The sequence below is a fragment of the Sphingopyxis chilensis genome (assembly GCF_035930445.1).
Lineage (GTDB): Bacteria > Pseudomonadota > Alphaproteobacteria > Sphingomonadales > Sphingomonadaceae > Sphingopyxis > Sphingopyxis chilensis.
Map to the genome: position 1 here is coordinate 94,841 of NZ_CP142394.1, position 18,824 is coordinate 113,664.

An 18,824-nucleotide genomic window follows, 5' to 3' on the forward strand; every position below is an offset into this window, starting at 1 on the left:
CATAGGCGGGGGGTGAGCGTCCAGACTTCCGCTATCGTCGATGATTTCGCGCGCCGCCTGCTCGGATGGTATGACCGCTCCGCGCGGGTGCTGCCGTGGCGGATCGCGCCGAACAGCGGCGGGGTCCCCGACCCCTATCGCATCTGGCTGGCCGAAGTCATGCTTCAGCAGACGACCGTCGCCGCGGTAACGGGCTATTTCGCGCGCTTCACGGCGCGCTGGCCGACCGTCGCCGACCTCGCCGCGGCGGACGATGCCGACGTCATGGCAGCGTGGGCGGGGCTCGGCTATTATGCGCGCGCCCGCAACCTGCTCGCCTGCGCGCGCGCCGTGGTCGCGGATCATGGGGGGCGTTTTCCCGACAGCGAGGCAGGGCTGCGCGCGCTGCCGGGGGTCGGCGATTATACCGCCGCGGCGGTCGCGGCGATCGCCTTCGGACGCGCGGCGGTGGTCGTCGATGCGAATATCGAGCGTGTGATTGCGCGCTACCGCCTGATCGAGACGCCGCTGCCGACGGCCAAGCGCGAGATTCGCGCGGCGCTGGCGCCGCTGGTTCCCGCGGACCGGCCGGGCGATTTCGCGCAGGCGCTGATGGACCTTGGCGCAGGCGTCTGCACACCGCGTAGTCCGGCCTGCGCGATCTGCCCGGTGACGGCCGACTGCCGCGCGCGCGGTCGCCCCGACATCGAGCGCCTGCCCGTCAAGCCGCCGAAAAAGGCGAAGCCGCATCGGCACGGGGTCGCCTGGTGGATCGAGCGCGACGGCGCGATCTGGCTCACGCGGCGGCCCGACAAGGGGATGCTCGGCGGGATGCGTGCGCTGCCCGGCGGCGAGTGGACCGACGCGCGCGCCGCCGAGTCGGGAATCGTCAGCGTCGATCATGGCTTCACCCATTTCGACCTGACGCTGGCATTGGTGCGCCGCGAAGCACCACCGCAAGCCGGCGATGCCGCAGCGGAAGGCATGTGGTGGCCGATCGCGGACCTTGACGCCGCGGGGCTGCCGACGCTCTATCGCAAGCTGACCGACAAGATGCTGGAGAGAGATATATGACCATGATGGTATCGCGCCGCGCGTTGATGGGCGGGATCGCGCTGGCGGGTGCGGGCGCGCTGCTGCCGCGCGCCGCGCTCGCGTGGCGCGCCGAAGGCGCGGCGCTCTATCCCGCGACCAGCGCTTTCGTCAAAGGCTTCGTCGATCGCCGCGAACTTGCGGGCACGCTCGCCGCGATCGGCAAGGGACAGGCGGCGCCCGTCTTCATCGGCGCGGGGGTGCAGTCGAACGATTCATCGACGCCGGTCGGTCCCGACACATTATGGCGCCTCTATTCGATGACCAAGCCGGTCACCGGCATCGCGGCGATGCTGCTGATCGAGGATGGCAAGATGACGCTCGATCAGCCGATCGCCGATTTCCTGCCTGCTTTCGCCAATATGAAGGTGCAGAACACGCCCGACGGGTCGATCACCGACGTCCGCCCGGCGAGGGGCCCGATCACGGTGCGCCAGCTGCTGACCCACACCGCGGGACTTGGCTACAACATCATCCAGAAGGGGCCGATCAAAAAAGCCTATGACGATGCGGGCATCGTCGGCGGGCAGGCCAGCCGCCTGCCGATCCCCGGCTTCGCGCCGGTCGATCCCGCGCCGAGCCTTGCCGCCATGGCCGACCGGCTGGCGGCGCTGCCGCTCGTCTATGAGCCCGGAACCAAATGGAGCTATTCGATCAGCCTCGACCTGATGGGGCGGCTGATCGAGGTCGTGTCGGGGCAGGCTTTCGACGCGTTCCTGAAGGCGCGGCTGTTCGACCCGCTCGGCATGGCGAGCACCGGATTCATGGTAGAGCCCGGGGACGTCGGGCGCTTCACGAGCAATTATGCGCCGTTCGGCGGCGCGCTCATTCCCTTCGACCCAGCGGCGAGTTCGATCTATCTCGACCCGCCGCCCTATCCGTTCGGCGGCGGCGGGCTGGTGTCGAGCGCGCGCGATTACGACCGCTTCCTCGCGATGCTGCTGGGTGAAGGCCAAATCGGGGGCGCCACAGACGGCGTGCGCGTGATGAAGCCCGAAACCGCGCGGCTCGCGATGTCGAACCTGATCGCCGACAGCGTCGACCGCAAGGGCAGTTTCATCGACGGGCAGGGTTTCGGGGCGGGCGGGCGCGTGTCGCTCCCGACCTCTCCCGGCGGTGAAGGGATTTTCGGCTGGGCGGGCGCCGCGGGGACGATCGGCTTCGTCCATCGCAAGCTCGGTTATCGCGCTGCGGGCTATACGCAGATCATGCCGCCCGAATCGGTGCCTTTCCAGGGCAGGTTCGGCGAGACCTTCTTCAAGGATGTGGCGAGCTGATGCCCTTGCCGCTCGGTTTTACCGGCGCGCGTCTCGATCGCGCCGACCAGATGCGCACCAATGCGGAGGCCTTTGCCGCCGCGACGGCCGACCCGCGCGCGACCTGCCTGACGCTCGACGGGATTGATTTCGTGCCGGGGACAGGCGGCGGGTTGCTGTGGGAGCCGCTCGATCCCGCCGACGATCGCGCGCTGATGCTGCTCGGCATCGACGATGCGGGTGCGCCGCGTTTCGTGCGCGAGGCCGCGGCGGGCACGCGGGTAGACGCGCGCTCGCGCACCGTGATGCGGCTGCTGCCTTTGCTGTCGGCCGAGGAGGCGGCGCTGTATGGCGGCGCCCGCAGCCTCGTCGACTGGCATGCGCGCCATCGTTTCTGCGCGGTGTGCGGATCGCCGACCGACCTGTTTCGCGGCGGCTGGGGGCGGCGCTGCGGCAGCTGCAACGCCGAACATTTCCCGCGCGTCGACCCGGTCGTGATCATGCTCGCCGAGTTCGAGGGCCGCGTTCTCGTCGGGCGGCAGGGTGGTTTTCCGCCGGGCTTCTTCTCGGCGCTCGCGGGCTTCGTCGAGCCCGGCGAATCGCTGGAGGAAGCGGTGGCGCGCGAATTGTTCGAGGAAGCGGGCATCCATGTCACCGACGTTTCTTATGTGGCGAGCCAGCCCTGGCCCTTCCCCTCATCGCTGATGATCGGCTGCCGGGCGGTAGCGAAGGATCCCGCGCTGACGCTCGACACGACCGAGATCGAGGCGGCGATGTGGGTCGACCGCGCCGAGGTGCGCGCGGCGCTGGCGGGCGAGATGGGCGCAAGCTTCCTCGCGCCGCCGTCGCTGGCGATCGCGCGCTATCTGCTGGAGGATTGGGCGGAGTTGTAGGTAAGCGGTCTGGTGTCCGTTTTGGGGTGGGTTGCAGACAGGCTGCTTCTGACTCATGGAGCCAGATATCTGCCCTTCCCAGAACGATATCAAATTTCGATCAGTCTTTGGGATATCGTCGAGTAATACGCTCTGGGCGCTGAGGTATTGCCTCGTCAGGATCGAGTTGCACTATCTTTGCGCCCGAGCGTTTCATCGCTATCTTCGCCACCGACCAGTTCTGATCGGACATCGCGATGAAGACGGTTACCTCCGACAATGAACGGTCGGGCAGCTTTGCAGCTATCTTCTTTAAGACATTTACAAGGTTGGCCTCCGAGAGCGACGCCAGTGCTACCTTGTCCGCGTAGCTTTCGGTCAGCGCGTCGCGGACCCAAGTTTCAGACACGGCATAGTTATCCGCACTAGGGAGGCGGAGAACCGTCGTGGATGGCGTGTGTTCGTCACCGATCAGACGACCAACCGCCTCACGCAGATAGTCGTGCCATTCGCGCTCGGAGTTGGTTTTCGGACCGAGTAACGGAGCAAGAAACGCTGCCTTCGCGGCTGCATCATGCGCGGTTCGCGCTGCGAGAACCGTGCGAGCTGCAGCCAGCGCAGCGTCCCACGTGCCGCGGTTAATTGGCGATACCGTCCCGTCGGTAAGGTCGACCGCAATGTCGATTGTGGCGGGATCGGACACAAAATCCTCGGAAGGGATTACGACCGGAATTACCACTTTTTGCCCATTGGGCGAGAAGTGTGGATCACCCCGCCAGTGGATAGAACTGACCGAGTGGGGGAGAGCCTCAATGTAGTCGGCCGGGAGGATATCGGAAAGAGCGAGGGCTCGAACCAGCTTGCCTCTCGATCCGTAAATCACCACCGCGTTTGGCCCGTAGCCCGTGCCATGCCAATCATCGAACGTTATGGCATATTCACCATCGTCTCGAACGATAGCCGACACCGGGGCTACATCGTTCAAAATTTGATGTGCCCAGACAATCTGCCACCTCTTGTTCACCAGTCGCTCCAGTTGTGCGGTCGCAACCGACGCTCCACCTTCATTTTGTCCGGCAGTCTCGACCTCTTTTACCTTGTCTCCGAAATAGGCGAGTTGGCTCTCGATATCTCGAGGCGTGATCGTGATGCGGGCGTGGCCAGCGCAAGAGGAGTAAGTAGCAGTCGTTGGCAACACCCAGCTATCGGCGCATGCCGGTACAGGTGTTACCGACACTAGGATCGTAGCCAAGGCTAGCATACCCAGAGCACTAGCGATTCTCATTGTCCTCCCCTTTGGGATATGATGTATCATGCGAACGTCATCGCGCAACTCCGATCCAATTTCAGCGACCGCTACCCAAAGCAATAGGACGAACCCGCGCCAGTCTCCCGGGTCGCTGTCGAGATACGTCTACCCTTGCGGCACGCTCTCCCGCGATCTCAGCGACGGTACAGGATGTCTCGATGGCCGCTTTGGGCGCGGGCTTCTTTTGGAGTAAGGGGCCGCAGTCGGTCGGAAGCGGCCTTCCCCGACGCCGCGACTGCGAAGTTCAGTTGAGCGCCACGAACCGCGCCATGTCGTCGCGCGTCAAATATCGCACGTCGTCGAACGGCGTCGCGTTGGTCAGCGCATAAAAGGCCCGCGCCTTCGCGGCATCCATTCCCATTTCGCGGTAAAGCGCGAGATATTCGGCGTGGACCGGGTCGCTTGCCGGATAGTCGTTCGCCTCACGCCCATATTCGTCGGCCCAGCTATGCACGCCGAATTCGGCGTCGGGCGCGGCGCGGCGCGTGACGCCGGCCAGCCACAGTTCGACCGCGCCCGACCGGATCGACCCGCCCGCGGGCACGACCGTTTCCATGCCCTGGCGCCGGATCGCCCGCGCAAGGATCAGATTGGCGTCCTCGTCGAGGCTGCCGGGGCAATCGACCATCTCGAGCCGCCTCAGCCCCGGAAAGGCCGCGAGCATCGCCGCGAACTGGCGCGGGGTCGCCGAGGTGACGTCGCCCGCCATGCGGACCGTCGCCCCGTCGATCACAGCGAAAGGCCCGAAGCGCGCTTTCGCATGGCCGAGCGTTGCGAGACTGGCCGCGGGCGCATAGCGCCGCGCCGCTGCAAGCTCCGCATCCTCGACCAGCGCCTCGTCATCGAGCAGCGCCATATCCTCGTCGATATAGTCTGCGCCCTCTTCGTCGCCGGCATCCTCATAGGTCCACGTCACCGTCGTCGTCGTGATCGTCACAAGCTGCTGCGCCTGCGCCGGCGCGAACGCCAGCACCGACGCCAAGGCGGCGACGATCAGCGTGCGAAGGAAGGCGGACGGCGAGATCATGCGTCCGCCTTCGCGCGGGCGCGATGATCAAAGGACCAACAGGCAGCGTCAGCGCGCCGTTAACCCCGTTTCGGGACGCTCAATCGCGATCGGGCGCACCGAGCGGGAAATAGGCGCGATACGGCCGCGCCTCCTCGACGCAGCGCGCGACCGCCGGATGCGCGAGCAATCGGGCGCGATAGGCGCGCAGATTCTCGCAGCCTTCCGGGATGGGATGAACCCAGTCGGCGTAGAACAGCGACGGGGCCGCTGCGCAGTCGGCCAGCGTGAAGCCATGCGGCGTCGCCCAGCCGCCGCCCGCCAGCTCCTTGTCGAGCCAGCCATAGACGGTATCGAGCGCCGCCTTCGACTGGTCGACGATCATCGGCACATGATGGTCGGGCCCGCGGATCGCGTCGGCGACCACCGCCTGCATCCGGCCCATCACATGATTGTCGAAGATGCGGTCGAACAGCCGCACCTTCAGCGCCGCCTCGAAATCGGTGGGGATCATCCGCGGCTCGGACACCAGATGGTCGAGATATTCGATGATGATCGACGATTCGAACCAGGGCACGCCATCGTGGACGAGCAGCGGGAACTGCCCCACCGGCCAATGCGCCTTCAGCTCGGGCATATGGCCGGGGAACGCCGGGTCGACCGAACGATAGTCGAATTCGATCCCCTTCTCGTAAAGCGCGATCAGCGCCTTCCACGTATAGGAGGAAAAGGGGTGTCCGTAGAAGATCAGCATCGATTGCCTTCCCTGCGCGTCAGCCGGCACCGACGGCTTCGCCTTTCAGCGCCGCCTCGATCTTTGCGATGTCGATCTTCTTCATCGTCATCATCGCGTCCATCGCGCGCTTGGCTGCGGCGCGGTCCGGGTCGGTCATCGCGCGCGTCAGCGCGCGCGGGGTGATCTGCCAATTGACCCCCCATTTGTCCTTGCACCAGCCGCACATGCTTTCCTCGCCGCCATTACCCACGATCGCGTTCCAGTAGCGGTCGGTCTCTTCCTGCGTGTCGGTGTTGATCACGATCGAAAAGGCTTCGTCCTGCCGGAATGCCGGCCCGCCGTTGATCGCGATGAAGGGGATGCCCATCACGGTGAATTCGACCGTCAGTACATCGCCTTCCTTGCCGTCGGGATAGTCGCTCGGCGAGCGGGTGGCGGCGATGAATTCGCTGTCCGGAAAGGTCGCGGCATAGAATTTCGCCGCCGCCTCGGCGTCATGGTCGTACCACAGGCACATCGTCACCGGTTCGCTACCGTTGCTCATGATCCGTCTCCTTTGCTCGCGGCGCTCAGGCCACCGGTTCGCCGCGCACCGCGGCCTCGATCGTCGCGATGTCGATCTTCTTCATCCCCATCATCGCCTCGAACGCGCGCTTGGCCGCGGCGCGGTCGCTGCCGGTTGTCGCGTCGAGCAGCGCGCGCGGGGTGATCTGCCACGACACGCCCCATTTGTCCTTGCACCAGCCGCACACGCTTTCCTGACCGCCATTGCCCACGATCGCGTTCCACAGCCGGTCGGTCTCCTCCTGCGTGTCGGTGTGGACCTGGAAGGAGAAGGCCTCGCTATGCTTGAAGATCGGCGGGCCGTTGAGCCCGACGCACGGCGTACCGAGCAGCGTGAACTCGACCGTCTGCACATCGCCCTCCTTGCCGCCCGGCGAATCCGCCGGCGCGCGGTTCACCGCGCCGACATGGCTGTCGGCAAAGGTCTTGGCATAAAAGGCCGCGGCCTCCTCGGCATCGCCTTCGTACCAGAGGCACAGGGTCATCGGGGTCTTCGTCATCGTCTCTCTCCTGAGTTTTCTTGGGGGGATTATGCTTTGCGCGGGCCGACGAAGCCGATCGGCGCACCCTCGGGGTCGATCGCGTTCATCGCATATTCGCCGCCGGGGATTTCCATCGGTTCGTTGGTGATCGTGCCGCCGTTCGCGGCCACCGCATCGCGCGCCCGGTCGATATCATCGACGCCGATGTAGAAATTCCACACCGGTGCCGGATAGCCCTCCATCAACGGCATCACCGCGCCCAGCCCCACATCGCCGCGCTGGATGAAGCGATAGGCGCCAAGCTCGCCCATCGGCATCTCGCCTTCCTGGCGCCAGCTGAAATGCTTTTTGTAAAAGGCGATGGCGCCGTCGGGGTCGCTCGTCGCAAGCTCGTTCCAGCGCATATGCTGCGCCCGATCGACCGAAAACACGTCGCTTTCGCCGCCGCCCTCGGGCGGGATCGGGTCCATGATATAGAAGGGCGCGCCCTGCGGGTCGCTGACCATCGCGATGCGCCCGACGGGCAGGTCGGTCGCCGGCATGTGCACCGCGCCGCCATCGGCCTTGATCGCGTCGATCGCCTTGTCGACATCGGCGACATGCAGATAGCCGAGCCAGCCCGGCCGCGCCCCGCCCGCGATCATGTCGGCGTTCAGCGCCAGCACCCCGCCGGCGTTGCCGCCGTCGGCGCGCCCGATCATCCGATAATCCATGTCGCCCGCCGCCGGATCGCGCTCCGGCGCGATCGTCCAGCCGACCACCGCGCCGTAAAAGCGCGCCGCGCCCGCCGGGTCGGGGGTCATCAGTTCGTACCAGATGAAGTTCGATGCGTCGTTCATCGTCTCTCTCCTCGATCTTGATCGTCAGTAAGTCAGGCTCGGGAACCAGTCGCCGCGTCCTTCGGGCGTCATGTCGAGCAGCCCCCACAGCGGATCGACCAGGTCGCCCGCGCGGTGGTGCTGGCCGGGATCCTCGGGCGCATAGGCCATCTCGCTCGCCCAGACGTGGCGGATGACACCGCCATCGCGGTGAAAGACGTTGAAGATCGTCTCGTCCCAATTTTCGCCCGGCTTCATGCCATGCTCGGCGCGCTTGGCGTCGCTCAGCTTCGAAGTGTCGCCGAAATAGTCGGCCGAATAACGCCCATCGACATCGGACAGGAAGACAAGGTGCGGCCAGCGCCGGTCCTTCGCCCAGGCTTCGAGCCGCGCGATCGGCGATTTCGCCACGACATAGAGCGGCGCCCGTTGCCCGACATGGCGCACGCTGCCGTCGATCGCGTCGAGCATATGCGTGCAGCCGTTGCACGGCTTGTCGCGCTCGGGTCCGAACATGAAGCTTTGCAGGATGATGCTCGGCTTGCTGTCGAACAGCGCGGAGAGCGTCACCCGCTCGGGCCGCTGATCGGCGCCGATCCGCTCGAAACCATAATCCTCGGGCACTTCGCCGCCGGGCGGCAGCGCGCGGCGTTTCGCCGCCACCGCCTCGATCTGCCGGCGCAGCGCGATCTCGTCGGCAAGCAACTCGGCGCGCGCCGCGCGATATTCCGGGCTCTCGTTCGGGAAGGACAGATGTTGCATGTCTTTTCCTTTCATTCCGGGGAGGGGGTGGCGTTGATATCGAGCATCTCGACGCGCTCGACGCTTCTGCTCACCCTGCATATCCCTTCGTCGTTTCGATCGGCGGGGCGCGAAAGCCCATCGCCGCCCATGCCGTCAGCAGCCGCCACATGAATTTGCCCGACGGCGTGCGGTAATTGGGGATGTCGCCCGGCAATTCGGTGCCGTCCGGCCGGTCACCGACGATCGTCCGCATTTCGGCCGCCGGCCGCTCTTCTGCGGCGATGCGGTCCGAATAGACGCTGAGCCAATGCCCCTTGGTGAATTCGAGCGCGATCGGCGCGTGACAGCATCGCGCGACAAAGCGCCGCGTGGGCGACTCGGGGGTCAGCCGATGCTCGTCGAGCCGGTCAGATCCCGACAGCCATTCGATCCGGTCCTTGCGCATCAGGACATAGGGCGTGCCGCCATCGGCGCCGACGACCTCCGGCGCGCCGGGCACGGCCGCGAAACGCCGGCCCGCTTGCTGGCAGCTCTGGCAGTAACAGGTCGCCGCAACGATCGGCTTGCCGCTCAGCTCCAGCGTCACCGCGCCGCACCGGCACGATGCGGTGCGCTTGATATCGCGATCGTCGGTCCCGGCCGTCACGCCGATGCCTCCAGCGCGGCCATCGCCTCGGCGATCCTCACCGGCGCCTTGGGGCGCGCGTACATCGCATCCAGATAGGCGCGGAGCGCGGGGGCGTCGCCCAGCAGTCCTTCCTCCCGCGCCCAGTCGAGGGTGAAGGCGGCGTTGAAATCGGCCACCGTGACCTGCTCGCCGACGACGAAGTCGCGCCCCTGCATATGCTGCTCGAACACCGCGACCATGCGCTCGCCGTCGCGCTTCGCCAGCGCGATTTCGTCGTCCGATTTCTCGTCCGCCGCATAGAGGAAGCTATGCAGCGCGATCCGCCACAGCGGTGCTTCGATCTCGGTCATCAGGAAGAACAGCCAGTGATACATCAGGCCGCGGCCTTCCGGTGCATCGGGGATCAGCCCGCCGCCCGGGAAGCGGTCGCCATATTTGTCGGCGAGATAGAGCTGGATCGCGGCGGACTCGCTCACCACCAGGTCGCCGTCGACCAGCACCGGCAGCTTTGCCGCCGGGTTGAGCGCGAGGAACTCGGGCGTCCGCTGCTCGCCGGCGCCCAGATCGACCGGGATCATTTCATGCGGCAGGTCGAGCTCGTTCAGCAGCCACAGCGCGCGCAGCGCGCGGGTGGGGGGCGTGCCATAAAGTTTGATCATCTTGTCGTCGTCCTTTCGCTCCTCCCTGTGGCGCAGCCATGGGGAGGTGGCAGCGGCGAAGCCGCTGACGGAGGGGCAATGGCGCGAGGTCGCGGCCCCTCCACCATCCTTCGGATGGTCCGCCTCCCCACCGCTTCGCGGCAGGGAGGAACAGAGCATCACGCCTCGACGATCGGCTCGAATCCGCCATAGATCATGCGCGCGCCGTCGAACGGGTTGGTCGCAGGATCATGCTTCATCCGCTCGTCGGTCATCATCTTTTCCCAGCCGGCGACCCGCGCTTCCTTGCTCGGCCATTCGACCCAGCTATAGACGATGCTCTCGCCGTCCTTCTTGTGCGCGGCGCGGGCATAATCGGTGACCTTGCCGTCGGGGACATCGTCGCTCCACGCCTCGACGACGCGCGTCGCGCCATAATCGATGAAAACGGCCGACATCTTCTGCGCCAGCTTGCGATAGGCTTCCTTGTTGCCGTCGGGGACGGGGACGATATAGCCGTCGGCATAGCCGAGCTTGCCTTCAGCGCGCTCGTCGACGATCGAATCGAAGCCACCATAGATCATCCGCATTCCATCGAACGGCATGGTTTCGCCCATATTCTTCATCCGCGGGTCGCTGCGCATCTTCGCGTTTGCGGCATCGCGCGTCGCCTTGTCGGGATATTCGAACCAGCTGAACACGACGGTTTCGTCGGGTTTCGCCTGCACTGCGCCCTTGAAGTCGTTCACCTTGCCGTCGGGGACGTCGTCGCCCCAGCATTCGACCATGCGCGTCACGCCGAATTCCTTGAACAGCGGCGCCGCGTCGGCCGCATGCTTGTAATAAACATCCTTGTTGGCGGTGGGCACCGCGGCGACAAATCCTTCTACATAGGTCATCTTCTCTCTCCTTCGGGGGGTTGGAGTCGTTTTCAGGCGGGCGGACCCGCCTCTTCGCTGAACGCGGCAAGCTGCGCCGCCAGCGCCTTCTGGAACGCCGGACGCGCGAGGCAGCGGTCGAGATAGGCCTGCAATCGCGGCTGCTCGGCGATCAGCCCGGCCTCGACGCCTTCGCGCAGCACGGTCGCCATCGCGATGTCGGCGACCGTGAAGTCATCGACCAGATATTGCTTGTCGCCCATCGCGTCGTTGAGGCGGCCCAGCCGGCCCTGGATGAACTCGATCAGGCTCGGGCGGCGCAGCTTCGCCCATTCCTCGTCTTTCGCGAACAGATCGACATTGCCCAGCTCGAACAGCATCGGCTCGACGCTGTTATAGGCGGCGAACAACCAGGCGAGCGTGCTCGCGCGCGTCTGGGGATCGCGCGGCATCAGGCGCGCGTCCTTTTCCGCGAGGTGGAGCAGGATCGCGCCGCTTTCGAACAATCGCACGCCATTGTCGCACAGCACGGGGACCTGCCCCCACGGCTGGAACAGGAAATGGTCGGCGGGGCGGTTGATCGCGCTGATCAGATGTTCGGCATAATCGAGGCCGATTTCCTCGCACGCCCAGCGCGGGCGCAGGTCGCGGACATAGCCGCGCGCGAAGTCGGGAACCCAGTCGAAGGCGGTGACTTCAAGCTTGCTCTCGGGATTGACGGGCATGGGGAACTCCTCTCGCTTTTCTTGTGGGGGGGTAAAAGGACGGCGGCGGCGGCGCCTTGTCGTCGAGGAAGGGCACGACCATCGCCGTGATCGCCGGGATTTCGCCCATGATCCCGATGTGCGAGGTCGCGGGCAGGATCGCGAGGCGCGCCTTCGGCGCCGCGGTCAGGAAACCCTGCGTCGCGGCGGCGACGTCGCCGCCGCCGCGCAGCTTGAACAGGGCGATCGCATGGTCGAGCGTCACGCCGTCGGCGTCGCCGATGATCACCATCGTCTTGCCGGGGATTGCGCGGACGGCGGCGTCGGACCAGCCGAACGGTGTCGCGTCGAGCGACTTGATGTTCGCGACGAGCGTCGGGAATTTGTCGGGCGCGGGCGACAGGCGCCGATATTCGGTGTCGATCGGGCTGCCCGCGAAGATGTCGGGGGTCAATTTGGCGATGCCCGCCAGCACTTCGGGATACCAGCCTTCGAGGCGCGAGGTCGCCGACAGGATGACCTGCTTGCCGACCTTGTCGGGATGCCCGACCGCCAGCGCGACCGCGGTCGAACCGCCCATTGAATAGCCGAGCACGTCGGCCTTTGCGACGCCGAGCTTGTCGAGCACGGTGGCGGCATCGTCGGCCATGCGATCATAGCTCAGCGGCGTGTCGACGCCGCCCGAACGGCCATGGCCGCGCGCATCGATCGCGATCACCGGCCGCGATGCGGCGAGCGGGTCGATCAGCGGTTTCATCGCGTCGGCGGACATGAAGGCGCCGTGCAGGATCAGCAGCGGAGTGCGGCCCGATGCAAGGTCGCCGTGCACCTGATAATGGATCGCGGCGCCGGCGACATCGACATGCCCGCTTTGCCCGGCCCTCGCGGCCGGTTGGCTCGCGCCGGGGGTTTGCGCCGCCGCGGGCTGCGCCACGGCTGCGATCGTCGCCGCGACCGCGATCATCGCGAAGGCGGAGGCAAGCGCGGGGAGGGGAGAGCGTCGGGTCATCGAATCATCCTCTTGTTGACTAGACGGCGCCTAGGCGCGTTTGCCTTTGAAATAGGCGACGAGGCCCATCGCGTGGCCGTGGCCGAGGTCGAAATCGGCGTTCAGCCAGTCGATGACCTGTCCCGCCTTCACCCCGGACGCGAGGCCTTTTTCGTCGGCGAGGCCCTTGTCGATCGCCAGCGCGTGGAGCGCGGCGGGCGACTGGCCCGTCTTGGCTTCGATATTGGTCATATAGGCCTGGAAACTCATCGCTCAGACCCTCCCTGCGGCGGGATGGACCAGCAAGCGCAATGCGGGCGAACGTAGCCACAGACCCGCCCAAAGCATCACGCCCAGATAGACGCCGAACAATGTGTGGCTGAACATCGGGCTGCCGATGCGCAGGTGGGTCGCGATCGCGCCGCCGAGATAGCCGGTGATCAGGATCGCGCCGAGCACCGCGGTGCGCGGCCAGATATAAAGCAGCGTCGGGATCAGCAGCAGGATGCCGAGCATATACATCGTGCCGACATCGAGCGGCCAGCCGAGGCCGGGCGGGCTATATTTGATCGCGACCTCGGGCGCCGCGAGCTTGAGCCCGGCATCGAAGAGGAGGAAGAGGATCACAAGGCCGCTCAGGACGCGGCCGGCGATCAGCTGACCCTTGCCGGGGACGATATCGGTCATTTCTCTTCCTCCTCCCGGTGGTCGGTTACGCCGTGGCTTCGACCGGGGCGTCGGTCGGGATCGCGGTGGGGTCCATCCACATCACTTCCCAGATATGGCCGTCGGGATCTTCGAAGCTGCGGCCGTACATGAAGCCGAAATCCTGCGTCGGGGTCGGGTCGGCCTTGCCGCCCGCCTTGACCGCCTTGTCGACCTGTCCGTCGACCGCCTCGCGGCTGTCGGCCGAGACGCAGAGCAGGACCTGCGCGGTCGTGCGCGCGTCGGGGATCGCCTTCGACGTGAAGGTCGCCCATTTTTCATGCGTCAGCAGCATGACGTGGATCGACCCTTCCTCGACGACCATGCACGCGGCGGTGTCGTCGGTGAAGGCGGGGTTGTTCGCCGCGCCGACCGCCTCGTAAAAGGCTTTCGACTTCTCAAGGTCGGTGACGGGCAGGTTCACGAAAATCATCTGGGGCATCGTCTTCTCTCCTTGGGGGGTGGTGGGTGTTGAAGTCAGCGTGCGCGGCGCGCGGCCGCAATTACCTGGCGCATCATGCCGCGCCTCCGCGCCCGAACAGCATCCGGACATAACGCTTCAGGTGCGTGACGGTCCCGCGCGCGATCGCCGGGTCGTTCGTCGTTTTGGCCAGGACGAAGGCGCCCTGCAGCACCGACTGGACATGCTGCGCCAGCCCGATCGCGGTGACGTCTGCGGGCACCTCGTACAGGTCCATCGCGGCCTGGATGTCGGGGGCGAGCGCCTCGCAATAGGCGTTGATGCTCGCCTCGCACGCGGCGCGGATCCGGTCGCTCGTCGCATAGGCTTCCTGCACCATCGTGCCGACGAAGCAGGTGTAATCTTCGGTGGGCCCGTCGAGCATCGACAGGCGGAAATCGATATGGCCGAGCAGCCGGTCGAGCGGATCGTCGAGGTGGACGTGCGGCGCCAGCTCGAACATCGGGCGCGCGCGATCGGTCCAGCCCTCGGCGGCCGCCACCGCCAGTTCTTCCTTCGACGCGAAGTGGTGGAAGAAGGCGCCCTTGGTCACGCCCGCCGCCGCGCAGATCTGGTCGACTGTCGTCGCCGAATAGCCCTGCCTGCGCACCGTGGCATGCGCCGCGGCGATCAGCTTCGCCCGCGCGCTGCCGCGCGGCGCGCGCTCGCCCGGGGTGCCGCCGCCCGCCGGGGGGACGGTGCGGGCGGCGGCTGCGGGAGTCGCGGGGGAGGTCGGGGGCGTCTGATTCGTCGTCATGCGAATCGACATACCGACTGGTTGGTATGTTGTCAAACCCGCAATCGCCCCCACCCGCCGCGGCACCTTCGTAACCTTCCGAAAAAGACTCGACCTTCCCGCCACTTCGCCTAAAGAGGGCCTCGGAACAAAGGGGGCACATGGTGCTGTTCCGGGGGGAATATGGTCGCTGTCGTTTCAACCACCGCCTATCTCGGCATCGAAGCCCGCGGGGTCGAGGTGCAATGCCAGGTCACGCCGGGCGTCCCGCGCTTCGTCGTCGTCGGCCTGCCCGACAAGGCGGTCGGCGAAAGCCGCGAGCGCGTCCGCGCCGCGATCGCCGCGATCGGCCTGGCGCTCCCTCCCAAGGTCATCACCGTCAACCTCTCGCCCGCCGACCTGCCCAAGGAAGGCTCGCACTACGACCTGCCGATCGCGCTCGCGCTGCTCGGTGCGATGGGGGTGATCGATGCCGAGACGCTCGCCTCCTACGTCGTCGTCGGCGAGCTCGGGCTCGACGGGCGCGTCACGCCGTCGCCCGGCGTCCTGCTCGCCGCGATACATGCGGGCAGCGTGGAGCGCGGACTGATCTGCCCCGCCGCGCAGGGGCCGGAGGCGGCGTGGGCGGGCAATGTCGAGGTGATCGGCGCGCCCGACCTCCTGTCGCTGCTCAATCATTTCAAGGGCAATGCCCCGCTGACCCCGCCGGTCCCGGGCGAGGTCGAAATGCCCGCCCGCGCTGCCGACCTGTCGCAGGTCAAGGGACAGGAAACCGCGAAGCGCGCGCTCGAAATCGCCGCGGCAGGGGCGCATAATCTCATGATGTCGGGGCCGCCGGGCGCGGGCAAGTCGCTGATGGCGGCGTGCATGCCGGGTATCTTGCCCGACCTGACGCCCTCCGAAGCGCTCGAGGTATCGATGATCGCATCGGTCGCGGGAACGCTCGAAGGCGGACGCCTCGTCCGCGCGCGGCCGTTCCGCGCCCCGCACCATTCGGCCTCGATGCCCGCACTCGTCGGCGGTGGGCTGCGTGTGCGTCCGGGCGAAGTCAGCCTTGCGCATCTGGGCGTGCTCTTCCTCGACGAGCTGCCCGAATTCCAGCGCGGCGTGCTCGATTCGCTGCGCCAGCCGCTCGAAACGGGCGAGGTCAGCGTCGCGCGCGCCAATGCCCATGTTACCTTCCCCGCGCGCGTCCAGCTCGTCGCGGCGATGAACCCGTGCCGCTGCGGCCATCTCGGCGACCCGGCGCTCGCGTGCAGCCGCGCGCCGCGCTGCGCCGCCGACTATCAGGCGAAGCTGTCGGGGCCGCTGCTCGACCGCATCGACCTGCACGTCGAAGTACAGGCGGTGAGCGCCGCCGACCTCGTCCTGCCGCCCCCCGCCGAAGGCAGCGCCGAGGTCGCGGCGCGCGTTGCGGCGGCGCGCGATGTGCAAACCCGGCGCTATGCGGAGCACAAGGCGCGCACCAATGCCGAAATCGACGGCGAGCTGCTCGAAGCCGTCGCGACGCCCGATGAAGCCGGGCGCAAGCTGCTCGCGCAAGCCGCCGAGGCGATGCGGCTGTCGGCGCGGGGCTATACGCGTATCCTTCGCGTCGCACGGACGATCGCCGACCTTTCGGGTGCCGAAACGGTTGGTCGCATCCATATCGCCGAGGCGCTGAGCTATCGCCGCCAAGCGCCGAGGAACTGATGGAAACCTTCGCGTTCGAGGCCGACATCATCGAATGGCGTGGACCCGCGCCCTTCCTTTTTGCCGCGATTCCCGACGAACATGTCGGCGCGATCCGTTATGCCGCGATGACGACGAGCTATGGCTGGGGCGTGGTCCCCGTCGTGGCAATCATCGGCGACACCGAATTCGCGACATCGCTCTTCCCGCGCGAAGGCGGTTACCTGTTGCCCGTCAAGCTCGTTGTGCAGAAAGCCGAAGGCGTCGGGCTCGGCGACCGGATCGCCGTCATTCTGCGGGTCGGCCGACCCGCCGCGCGCTGAAGTGAATTTGCTCCATGGCAAAGAATTCACAACACATTGATGCGATACGGCGGCGATGACTGCGTTGCGCGCTCTCGGGGAACCATGGTGCGGCCGGCCTTGGCTCGGCCTTTTTGCCATGCTTCTCGGCCTGATGGCGGTGCCGGCGCATGGACGGGCGCTCGACGTCGAGCGCGACCTCTGTCACGCGGTGAGCAGCGCCGCGCTGGGCGACGATGCCATGACCGGGCTTCGCTTTTCGTGCCGCGGAACGCCGACAGCTTATCAGCAGGGGAGCCTGTGGCTTCGTACCCCGATCGACGGCTCGGGGCCGCATCGCGGTCTGGCGCTGATGGTCCACAATTCGCGCTTCGACCGACTCGCGGTCGGCTTTTCCTATGCCGACGGCGCGACGCGCTGGCAGCAGGTGCGCAGCGGCGATTTCGGTTCGCACTGGCGCGCTGGCGGACAGATATTGTTCGAAGCACCTGCCCGCGGTGCGGCGCTCACGGCGGTGACAATGCGCTTCGACGGAATTTCGGGGCACCGGTTCGTGCAGGCGCGGATCGTCTCGAAGGACGAGGCGGGAATGCAATCGGCGGGCATGGCGGCGGCGGTCGGCGCCGCGCTGACCCTGCTGCTCGTCAGCTGCATTTACAGCATGTCGCTCGCGGTCGCGGTGCGCCGCCAATATCTCGCCTGGCAGGCGGCCTGGGCGGCGACGATGTTGCTCTGGGGTACGCTCTGGTCGCAGACGCATCTGGCGCTCGTGCCTGCGATGGCGGGGGCTGTGACGGCACAGGCTGGCACTTTCCTCGCCTGCCTCGCCATCGCTGTTGCGACCGCGAGCGCGGTCACCGCGGTCGAACGCGGCACCGTGCCCAAGGGACTCCGGAGGACAGCGCTGTTTTTCGGGGTCGGCGTCGGCCTCGCGGGTGTTCCGCTGGCGCTCATCCGGGGCGGCAGCCTTGCCGGACTGGCAGATCTGCTCGGACTCCTCGTCATCGCCGACCTTGTCGCGGTCGTCGCCTATCTCGGCTGGGCTTGGCGGCGCGGGTCGATCGAGGCGCGCGATTTCCTCGGCGCCTGGGGGTTGCCCATGGCGGTGCTGGCATTCATCCACATCGTCGATGTCGAGGACGGCTTCTGGGGTGGCGGGTCAAAGCTCGTCGTGCTTGTCGCCGCGACGTGGCAGGCGCTGTGGCTCGCCGCCGCGGCGACGCGCCGGCTTGCTCACCTGCGGATCGAGCGCGACCATGCACGCGATGCCGAAGCGCAGGCGCAGCGGCTGGCGCGGCGCGATCCGCTGACGGGCTTGCCCAATCGCCGCGGCTTCATCGACAGCGTGACGCCGCTGCTCGATCGTGCGCGCACGGATAATCTGCCGGCTGCGCTGCTGCTCGTCGATATCGACCGCTTCAAGTCGATCAACGATATCTACGGCCATGATGCGGGCGACGTGGTGCTGTGCGGCATCGGCCGCCGGATCGAGCGCTGGGAAGGTCCGATGTGTACCGTCGCGCGACTCGGGGGCGAAGAGTTCGGTCTGCTGACGATCGGAATGGAGGGCATCATCCTCGGCCGCTTCGCCGAGAGTATCCGGCGCGGAATCGCCGCGTGCGATCATAGCGAGGCCGTGGGCGAGCGGTTGGTGACCGCGAGCGTCGGGGTCGCCGAAGTGCGCCCGGCGTGCGATTTCAAGCAGCTCTACCGTCTTGCCGACGAGGCCCTTTACGATGCCAAGCGCGGCGGCCGGAACAGGGTCGCCGTCCAGCGACACCAGAACAGCGCCGGCTTGCCATCCGGCCGCGAGATCGCCGTGTCGAAATGATCGTCGCCGCGCCTGTGCGCGGCTCCGATCAGAGTGCCACCGACTTGTTTTCGACGACTTCAAGCGGCGGCGGCGCCTTTGCCGTCATTGCGCCATGGCGGCGATGGCTGAGCTTGCCGTCGACCTTGCCGCCATTTTCGATCGTGATGCTCTCATAGACGACGTCGCCTGTGATCCGCGCGGTCGCATGGACGATCAGCGTCTTGGCTTCGATCGACCCGTCGAGCAGCCCCGCGATTTTCGCGGTTTCGGCGGTCACCGCACCCTTGATCTCGCTCGCTTCGCCCTGGACGAGGTTGGCGCATTTGAGGTCGCCCTCGATCTTGCCATCGACGTGCAGGTCGACACTGGCCGCCACATTGCCGGTGACGACGACGTCCGATCCCAGGATCGAAAAGGTCGTATGACGCGCGCCGGTCGCCATC

General features: G+C 66.6%; 23 protein-coding genes. 6 read left to right on the forward strand and 17 right to left on the reverse strand.

The annotated features are described in order from the left end of the window. Positions 1 to 12: 12 nt before the first annotated feature. Genes VSX79_RS00475 through nudC form a run of 3 tightly spaced genes read left to right on the forward strand, consistent with a single transcriptional unit; the run spans position 13 to position 3,220 of the window. Positions 13 to 1,053, forward strand: a complete 1,041-nt coding sequence (locus VSX79_RS00475; protein WP_326914106.1) for an A/G-specific adenine glycosylase — start codon at positions 13 to 15, stop codon at positions 1,051 to 1,053. Then, on the forward strand, positions 1,050 to 2,348 hold the full coding sequence (locus VSX79_RS00480) for a serine hydrolase domain-containing protein (protein ID WP_326914107.1): 1,299 nt from the start codon (positions 1,050 to 1,052) through the stop codon (positions 2,346 to 2,348). The genes VSX79_RS00475 and VSX79_RS00480 overlap by 4 nt, the downstream gene beginning before the upstream one ends. Next, positions 2,348 to 3,220 (forward strand): NAD(+) diphosphatase, encoded by an 873-nt coding sequence (gene nudC, locus VSX79_RS00485; protein ID WP_326914108.1) that lies wholly within the window; start codon positions 2,348 to 2,350, stop codon positions 3,218 to 3,220. Before VSX79_RS00480 ends, nudC begins: the two co-directional genes overlap by 1 nt. A 100-nt stretch (positions 3,221 to 3,320) precedes the next feature. Here nudC and VSX79_RS00490 read toward each other — a convergent pair whose 3' ends face one another. The 16 genes from VSX79_RS00490 to VSX79_RS00570 form a co-directional block, all read right to left on the reverse strand. Beyond that, positions 3,321 to 4,484, reverse strand: a complete 1,164-nt coding sequence (locus tag VSX79_RS00490; RefSeq protein ID WP_326914109.1) for a hypothetical protein — start codon at positions 4,482 to 4,484, stop codon at positions 3,321 to 3,323. A gap of 268 nt (positions 4,485 to 4,752) precedes the next feature. Continuing rightward, complete coding sequence (locus VSX79_RS00495; RefSeq protein WP_326914110.1) at positions 4,753 to 5,535, reverse strand: alpha/beta hydrolase; 783 nt, start codon at positions 5,533 to 5,535, stop codon at positions 4,753 to 4,755. Between the two features lie 79 nt (positions 5,536 to 5,614). Continuing rightward, complete coding sequence (locus VSX79_RS00500; RefSeq protein ID WP_218844534.1) at positions 5,615 to 6,268, reverse strand: glutathione S-transferase family protein; 654 nt, start codon at positions 6,266 to 6,268, stop codon at positions 5,615 to 5,617. A 19-nt stretch (positions 6,269 to 6,287) separates the two neighbouring features. Continuing rightward, positions 6,288 to 6,794, reverse strand: a complete 507-nt coding sequence (locus tag VSX79_RS00505; RefSeq protein WP_326914111.1) for a VOC family protein — start codon at positions 6,792 to 6,794, stop codon at positions 6,288 to 6,290. 25 nt (positions 6,795 to 6,819) lie between these two features. Further along, positions 6,820 to 7,314 (reverse strand): VOC family protein, encoded by a 495-nt coding sequence (locus VSX79_RS00510; RefSeq protein ID WP_326914112.1) that lies wholly within the window; start codon positions 7,312 to 7,314, stop codon positions 6,820 to 6,822. A gap of 29 nt (positions 7,315 to 7,343) precedes the next feature. After that, entirely contained in the window at positions 7,344 to 8,135 is a 792-nt protein-coding gene (locus VSX79_RS00515; RefSeq protein ID WP_326914113.1) for a VOC family protein, read from the reverse strand. A gap of 24 nt (positions 8,136 to 8,159) precedes the next feature. Then, complete coding sequence (locus VSX79_RS00520; RefSeq protein WP_326914114.1) at positions 8,160 to 8,876, reverse strand: DUF899 family protein; 717 nt, start codon at positions 8,874 to 8,876, stop codon at positions 8,160 to 8,162. Positions 8,877 to 8,946: 70 nt separating this feature from the next. After that, complete coding sequence (locus VSX79_RS00525; RefSeq protein WP_326914115.1) at positions 8,947 to 9,504, reverse strand: GFA family protein; 558 nt, start codon at positions 9,502 to 9,504, stop codon at positions 8,947 to 8,949. Further along, the gene (locus tag VSX79_RS00530) at positions 9,501 to 10,145 is read right to left on the reverse strand and encodes a glutathione S-transferase family protein (protein ID WP_179498335.1); all 645 of its coding nucleotides are present in this window, start codon (positions 10,143 to 10,145) and stop codon (positions 9,501 to 9,503) included. Before VSX79_RS00530 ends, VSX79_RS00525 begins: the two co-directional genes overlap by 4 nt. A gap of 158 nt (positions 10,146 to 10,303) precedes the next feature. Further along, complete coding sequence (locus tag VSX79_RS18600) at positions 10,304 to 11,023, reverse strand: DUF1428 domain-containing protein (protein WP_179498337.1); 720 nt, start codon at positions 11,021 to 11,023, stop codon at positions 10,304 to 10,306. 32 nt (positions 11,024 to 11,055) lie between these two features. Continuing rightward, positions 11,056 to 11,727 (reverse strand): glutathione S-transferase family protein, encoded by a 672-nt coding sequence (locus VSX79_RS00545; protein ID WP_179498339.1) that lies wholly within the window; start codon positions 11,725 to 11,727, stop codon positions 11,056 to 11,058. Next, positions 11,699 to 12,715, reverse strand: a complete 1,017-nt coding sequence (locus tag VSX79_RS00550) for an alpha/beta fold hydrolase (RefSeq protein ID WP_326914116.1) — start codon at positions 12,713 to 12,715, stop codon at positions 11,699 to 11,701. The genes VSX79_RS00545 and VSX79_RS00550 overlap by 29 nt, the downstream gene beginning before the upstream one ends. A 30-nt stretch (positions 12,716 to 12,745) precedes the next feature. Continuing rightward, complete coding sequence (locus tag VSX79_RS00555; protein WP_326914117.1) at positions 12,746 to 12,964, reverse strand: DUF4287 domain-containing protein; 219 nt, start codon at positions 12,962 to 12,964, stop codon at positions 12,746 to 12,748. Positions 12,965 to 12,967: 3 nt separating this feature from the next. Then, positions 12,968 to 13,381: a DoxX family protein gene (locus VSX79_RS00560; protein ID WP_179498345.1), complete on the reverse strand. Its 414-nt coding sequence runs from the start codon at positions 13,379 to 13,381 to the stop codon at positions 12,968 to 12,970. A 25-nt stretch (positions 13,382 to 13,406) separates the two neighbouring features. Then, positions 13,407 to 13,841 (reverse strand): VOC family protein, encoded by a 435-nt coding sequence (locus VSX79_RS00565; RefSeq protein ID WP_326914118.1) that lies wholly within the window; start codon positions 13,839 to 13,841, stop codon positions 13,407 to 13,409. Between the two features lie 73 nt (positions 13,842 to 13,914). Then, positions 13,915 to 14,616: a TetR/AcrR family transcriptional regulator gene (locus tag VSX79_RS00570; protein WP_179498349.1), complete on the reverse strand. Its 702-nt coding sequence runs from the start codon at positions 14,614 to 14,616 to the stop codon at positions 13,915 to 13,917. Positions 14,617 to 14,778: 162 nt separating this feature from the next. On the opposite strand from VSX79_RS00570, the gene VSX79_RS00575 reads away from it, so the two are divergent. The 3 genes from VSX79_RS00575 (at position 14,779) to VSX79_RS00585 (ending at position 18,399) form a co-directional block, all read left to right on the forward strand. After that, entirely contained in the window at positions 14,779 to 16,287 is a 1,509-nt protein-coding gene (locus tag VSX79_RS00575) for a YifB family Mg chelatase-like AAA ATPase (RefSeq protein WP_326914119.1), read from the forward strand. Continuing rightward, positions 16,287 to 16,589 carry a DUF1905 domain-containing protein gene (locus VSX79_RS00580; RefSeq protein WP_179498353.1) on the forward strand — a complete coding sequence of 101 codons (303 nt, stop codon included), beginning with the start codon at positions 16,287 to 16,289 and terminating at the stop codon, positions 16,587 to 16,589. The genes VSX79_RS00575 and VSX79_RS00580 overlap by 1 nt, the downstream gene beginning before the upstream one ends. Positions 16,590 to 16,707: 118 nt before the next feature. Next, positions 16,708 to 18,399: a GGDEF domain-containing protein gene (locus VSX79_RS00585; RefSeq protein WP_326914120.1), complete on the forward strand. Its 1,692-nt coding sequence runs from the start codon at positions 16,708 to 16,710 to the stop codon at positions 18,397 to 18,399. A 28-nt stretch (positions 18,400 to 18,427) separates the two neighbouring features. Here the strand turns inward: VSX79_RS00585 and VSX79_RS00590 are convergent, their stop codons facing one another. Continuing rightward, positions 18,428 to 18,823 carry a bactofilin family protein gene (locus tag VSX79_RS00590; RefSeq protein ID WP_179498931.1) on the reverse strand — a complete coding sequence of 132 codons (396 nt, stop codon included), beginning with the start codon at positions 18,821 to 18,823 and terminating at the stop codon, positions 18,428 to 18,430. Position 18,824: the final 1 nt, after the last annotated feature.

Excerpts from the sequence above, each read along its gene's own strand:
- VSX79_RS00480 (WP_326914107.1), top strand. The coding sequence starts at position 1,050 with ATGACCATGATGGTATCGCGCCGCGCGTTGATGGGCGGGATCGCGCTG.
- nudC (WP_326914108.1), top strand. The coding sequence starts at position 2,348 with ATGCCCTTGCCGCTCGGTTTTACCGGCGCGCGTCTCGATCGCGCCGAC.
- VSX79_RS00490 (WP_326914109.1), bottom strand. The coding sequence starts at position 4,484 with ATGAGAATCGCTAGTGCTCTGGGTATGCTAGCCTTGGCTACGATCCTA.
- VSX79_RS00495 (WP_326914110.1), bottom strand. The coding sequence starts at position 5,535 with ATGATCTCGCCGTCCGCCTTCCTTCGCACGCTGATCGTCGCCGCCTTG.
- VSX79_RS00500 (WP_218844534.1), bottom strand. The coding sequence starts at position 6,268 with ATGCTGATCTTCTACGGACACCCCTTTTCCTCCTATACGTGGAAGGCG.
- VSX79_RS00505 (WP_326914111.1), bottom strand. The coding sequence starts at position 6,794 with ATGAGCAACGGTAGCGAACCGGTGACGATGTGCCTGTGGTACGACCAT.
- VSX79_RS00510 (WP_326914112.1), bottom strand. The coding sequence starts at position 7,314 with ATGACGAAGACCCCGATGACCCTGTGCCTCTGGTACGAAGGCGATGCC.
- VSX79_RS00515 (WP_326914113.1), bottom strand. The coding sequence starts at position 8,135 with ATGAACGACGCATCGAACTTCATCTGGTACGAACTGATGACCCCCGAC.
- VSX79_RS00520 (WP_326914114.1), bottom strand. The coding sequence starts at position 8,876 with ATGCAACATCTGTCCTTCCCGAACGAGAGCCCGGAATATCGCGCGGCG.
- VSX79_RS00530 (WP_179498335.1), bottom strand. The coding sequence starts at position 10,145 with ATGATCAAACTTTATGGCACGCCCCCCACCCGCGCGCTGCGCGCGCTG.
- VSX79_RS18600 (WP_179498337.1), bottom strand. The coding sequence starts at position 11,023 with ATGACCTATGTAGAAGGATTTGTCGCCGCGGTGCCCACCGCCAACAAG.
- VSX79_RS00545 (WP_179498339.1), bottom strand. The coding sequence starts at position 11,727 with ATGCCCGTCAATCCCGAGAGCAAGCTTGAAGTCACCGCCTTCGACTGG.
- VSX79_RS00550 (WP_326914116.1), bottom strand. The coding sequence starts at position 12,715 with ATGACCCGACGCTCTCCCCTCCCCGCGCTTGCCTCCGCCTTCGCGATG.
- VSX79_RS00555 (WP_326914117.1), bottom strand. The coding sequence starts at position 12,964 with ATGAGTTTCCAGGCCTATATGACCAATATCGAAGCCAAGACGGGCCAG.
- VSX79_RS00560 (WP_179498345.1), bottom strand. The coding sequence starts at position 13,381 with ATGACCGATATCGTCCCCGGCAAGGGTCAGCTGATCGCCGGCCGCGTC.
- VSX79_RS00565 (WP_326914118.1), bottom strand. The coding sequence starts at position 13,841 with ATGCCCCAGATGATTTTCGTGAACCTGCCCGTCACCGACCTTGAGAAG.
- VSX79_RS00570 (WP_179498349.1), bottom strand. The coding sequence starts at position 14,616 with ATGACGACGAATCAGACGCCCCCGACCTCCCCCGCGACTCCCGCAGCC.
- VSX79_RS00575 (WP_326914119.1), top strand. The coding sequence starts at position 14,779 with ATGGTCGCTGTCGTTTCAACCACCGCCTATCTCGGCATCGAAGCCCGC.
- VSX79_RS00580 (WP_179498353.1), top strand. The coding sequence starts at position 16,287 with ATGGAAACCTTCGCGTTCGAGGCCGACATCATCGAATGGCGTGGACCC.
- VSX79_RS00585 (WP_326914120.1), top strand. The coding sequence starts at position 16,708 with ATGCTTCTCGGCCTGATGGCGGTGCCGGCGCATGGACGGGCGCTCGAC.
- VSX79_RS00590 (WP_179498931.1), bottom strand. The coding sequence starts at position 18,823 with ATGGCGACCGGCGCGCGTCATACGACCTTTTCGATCCTGGGATCGGAC.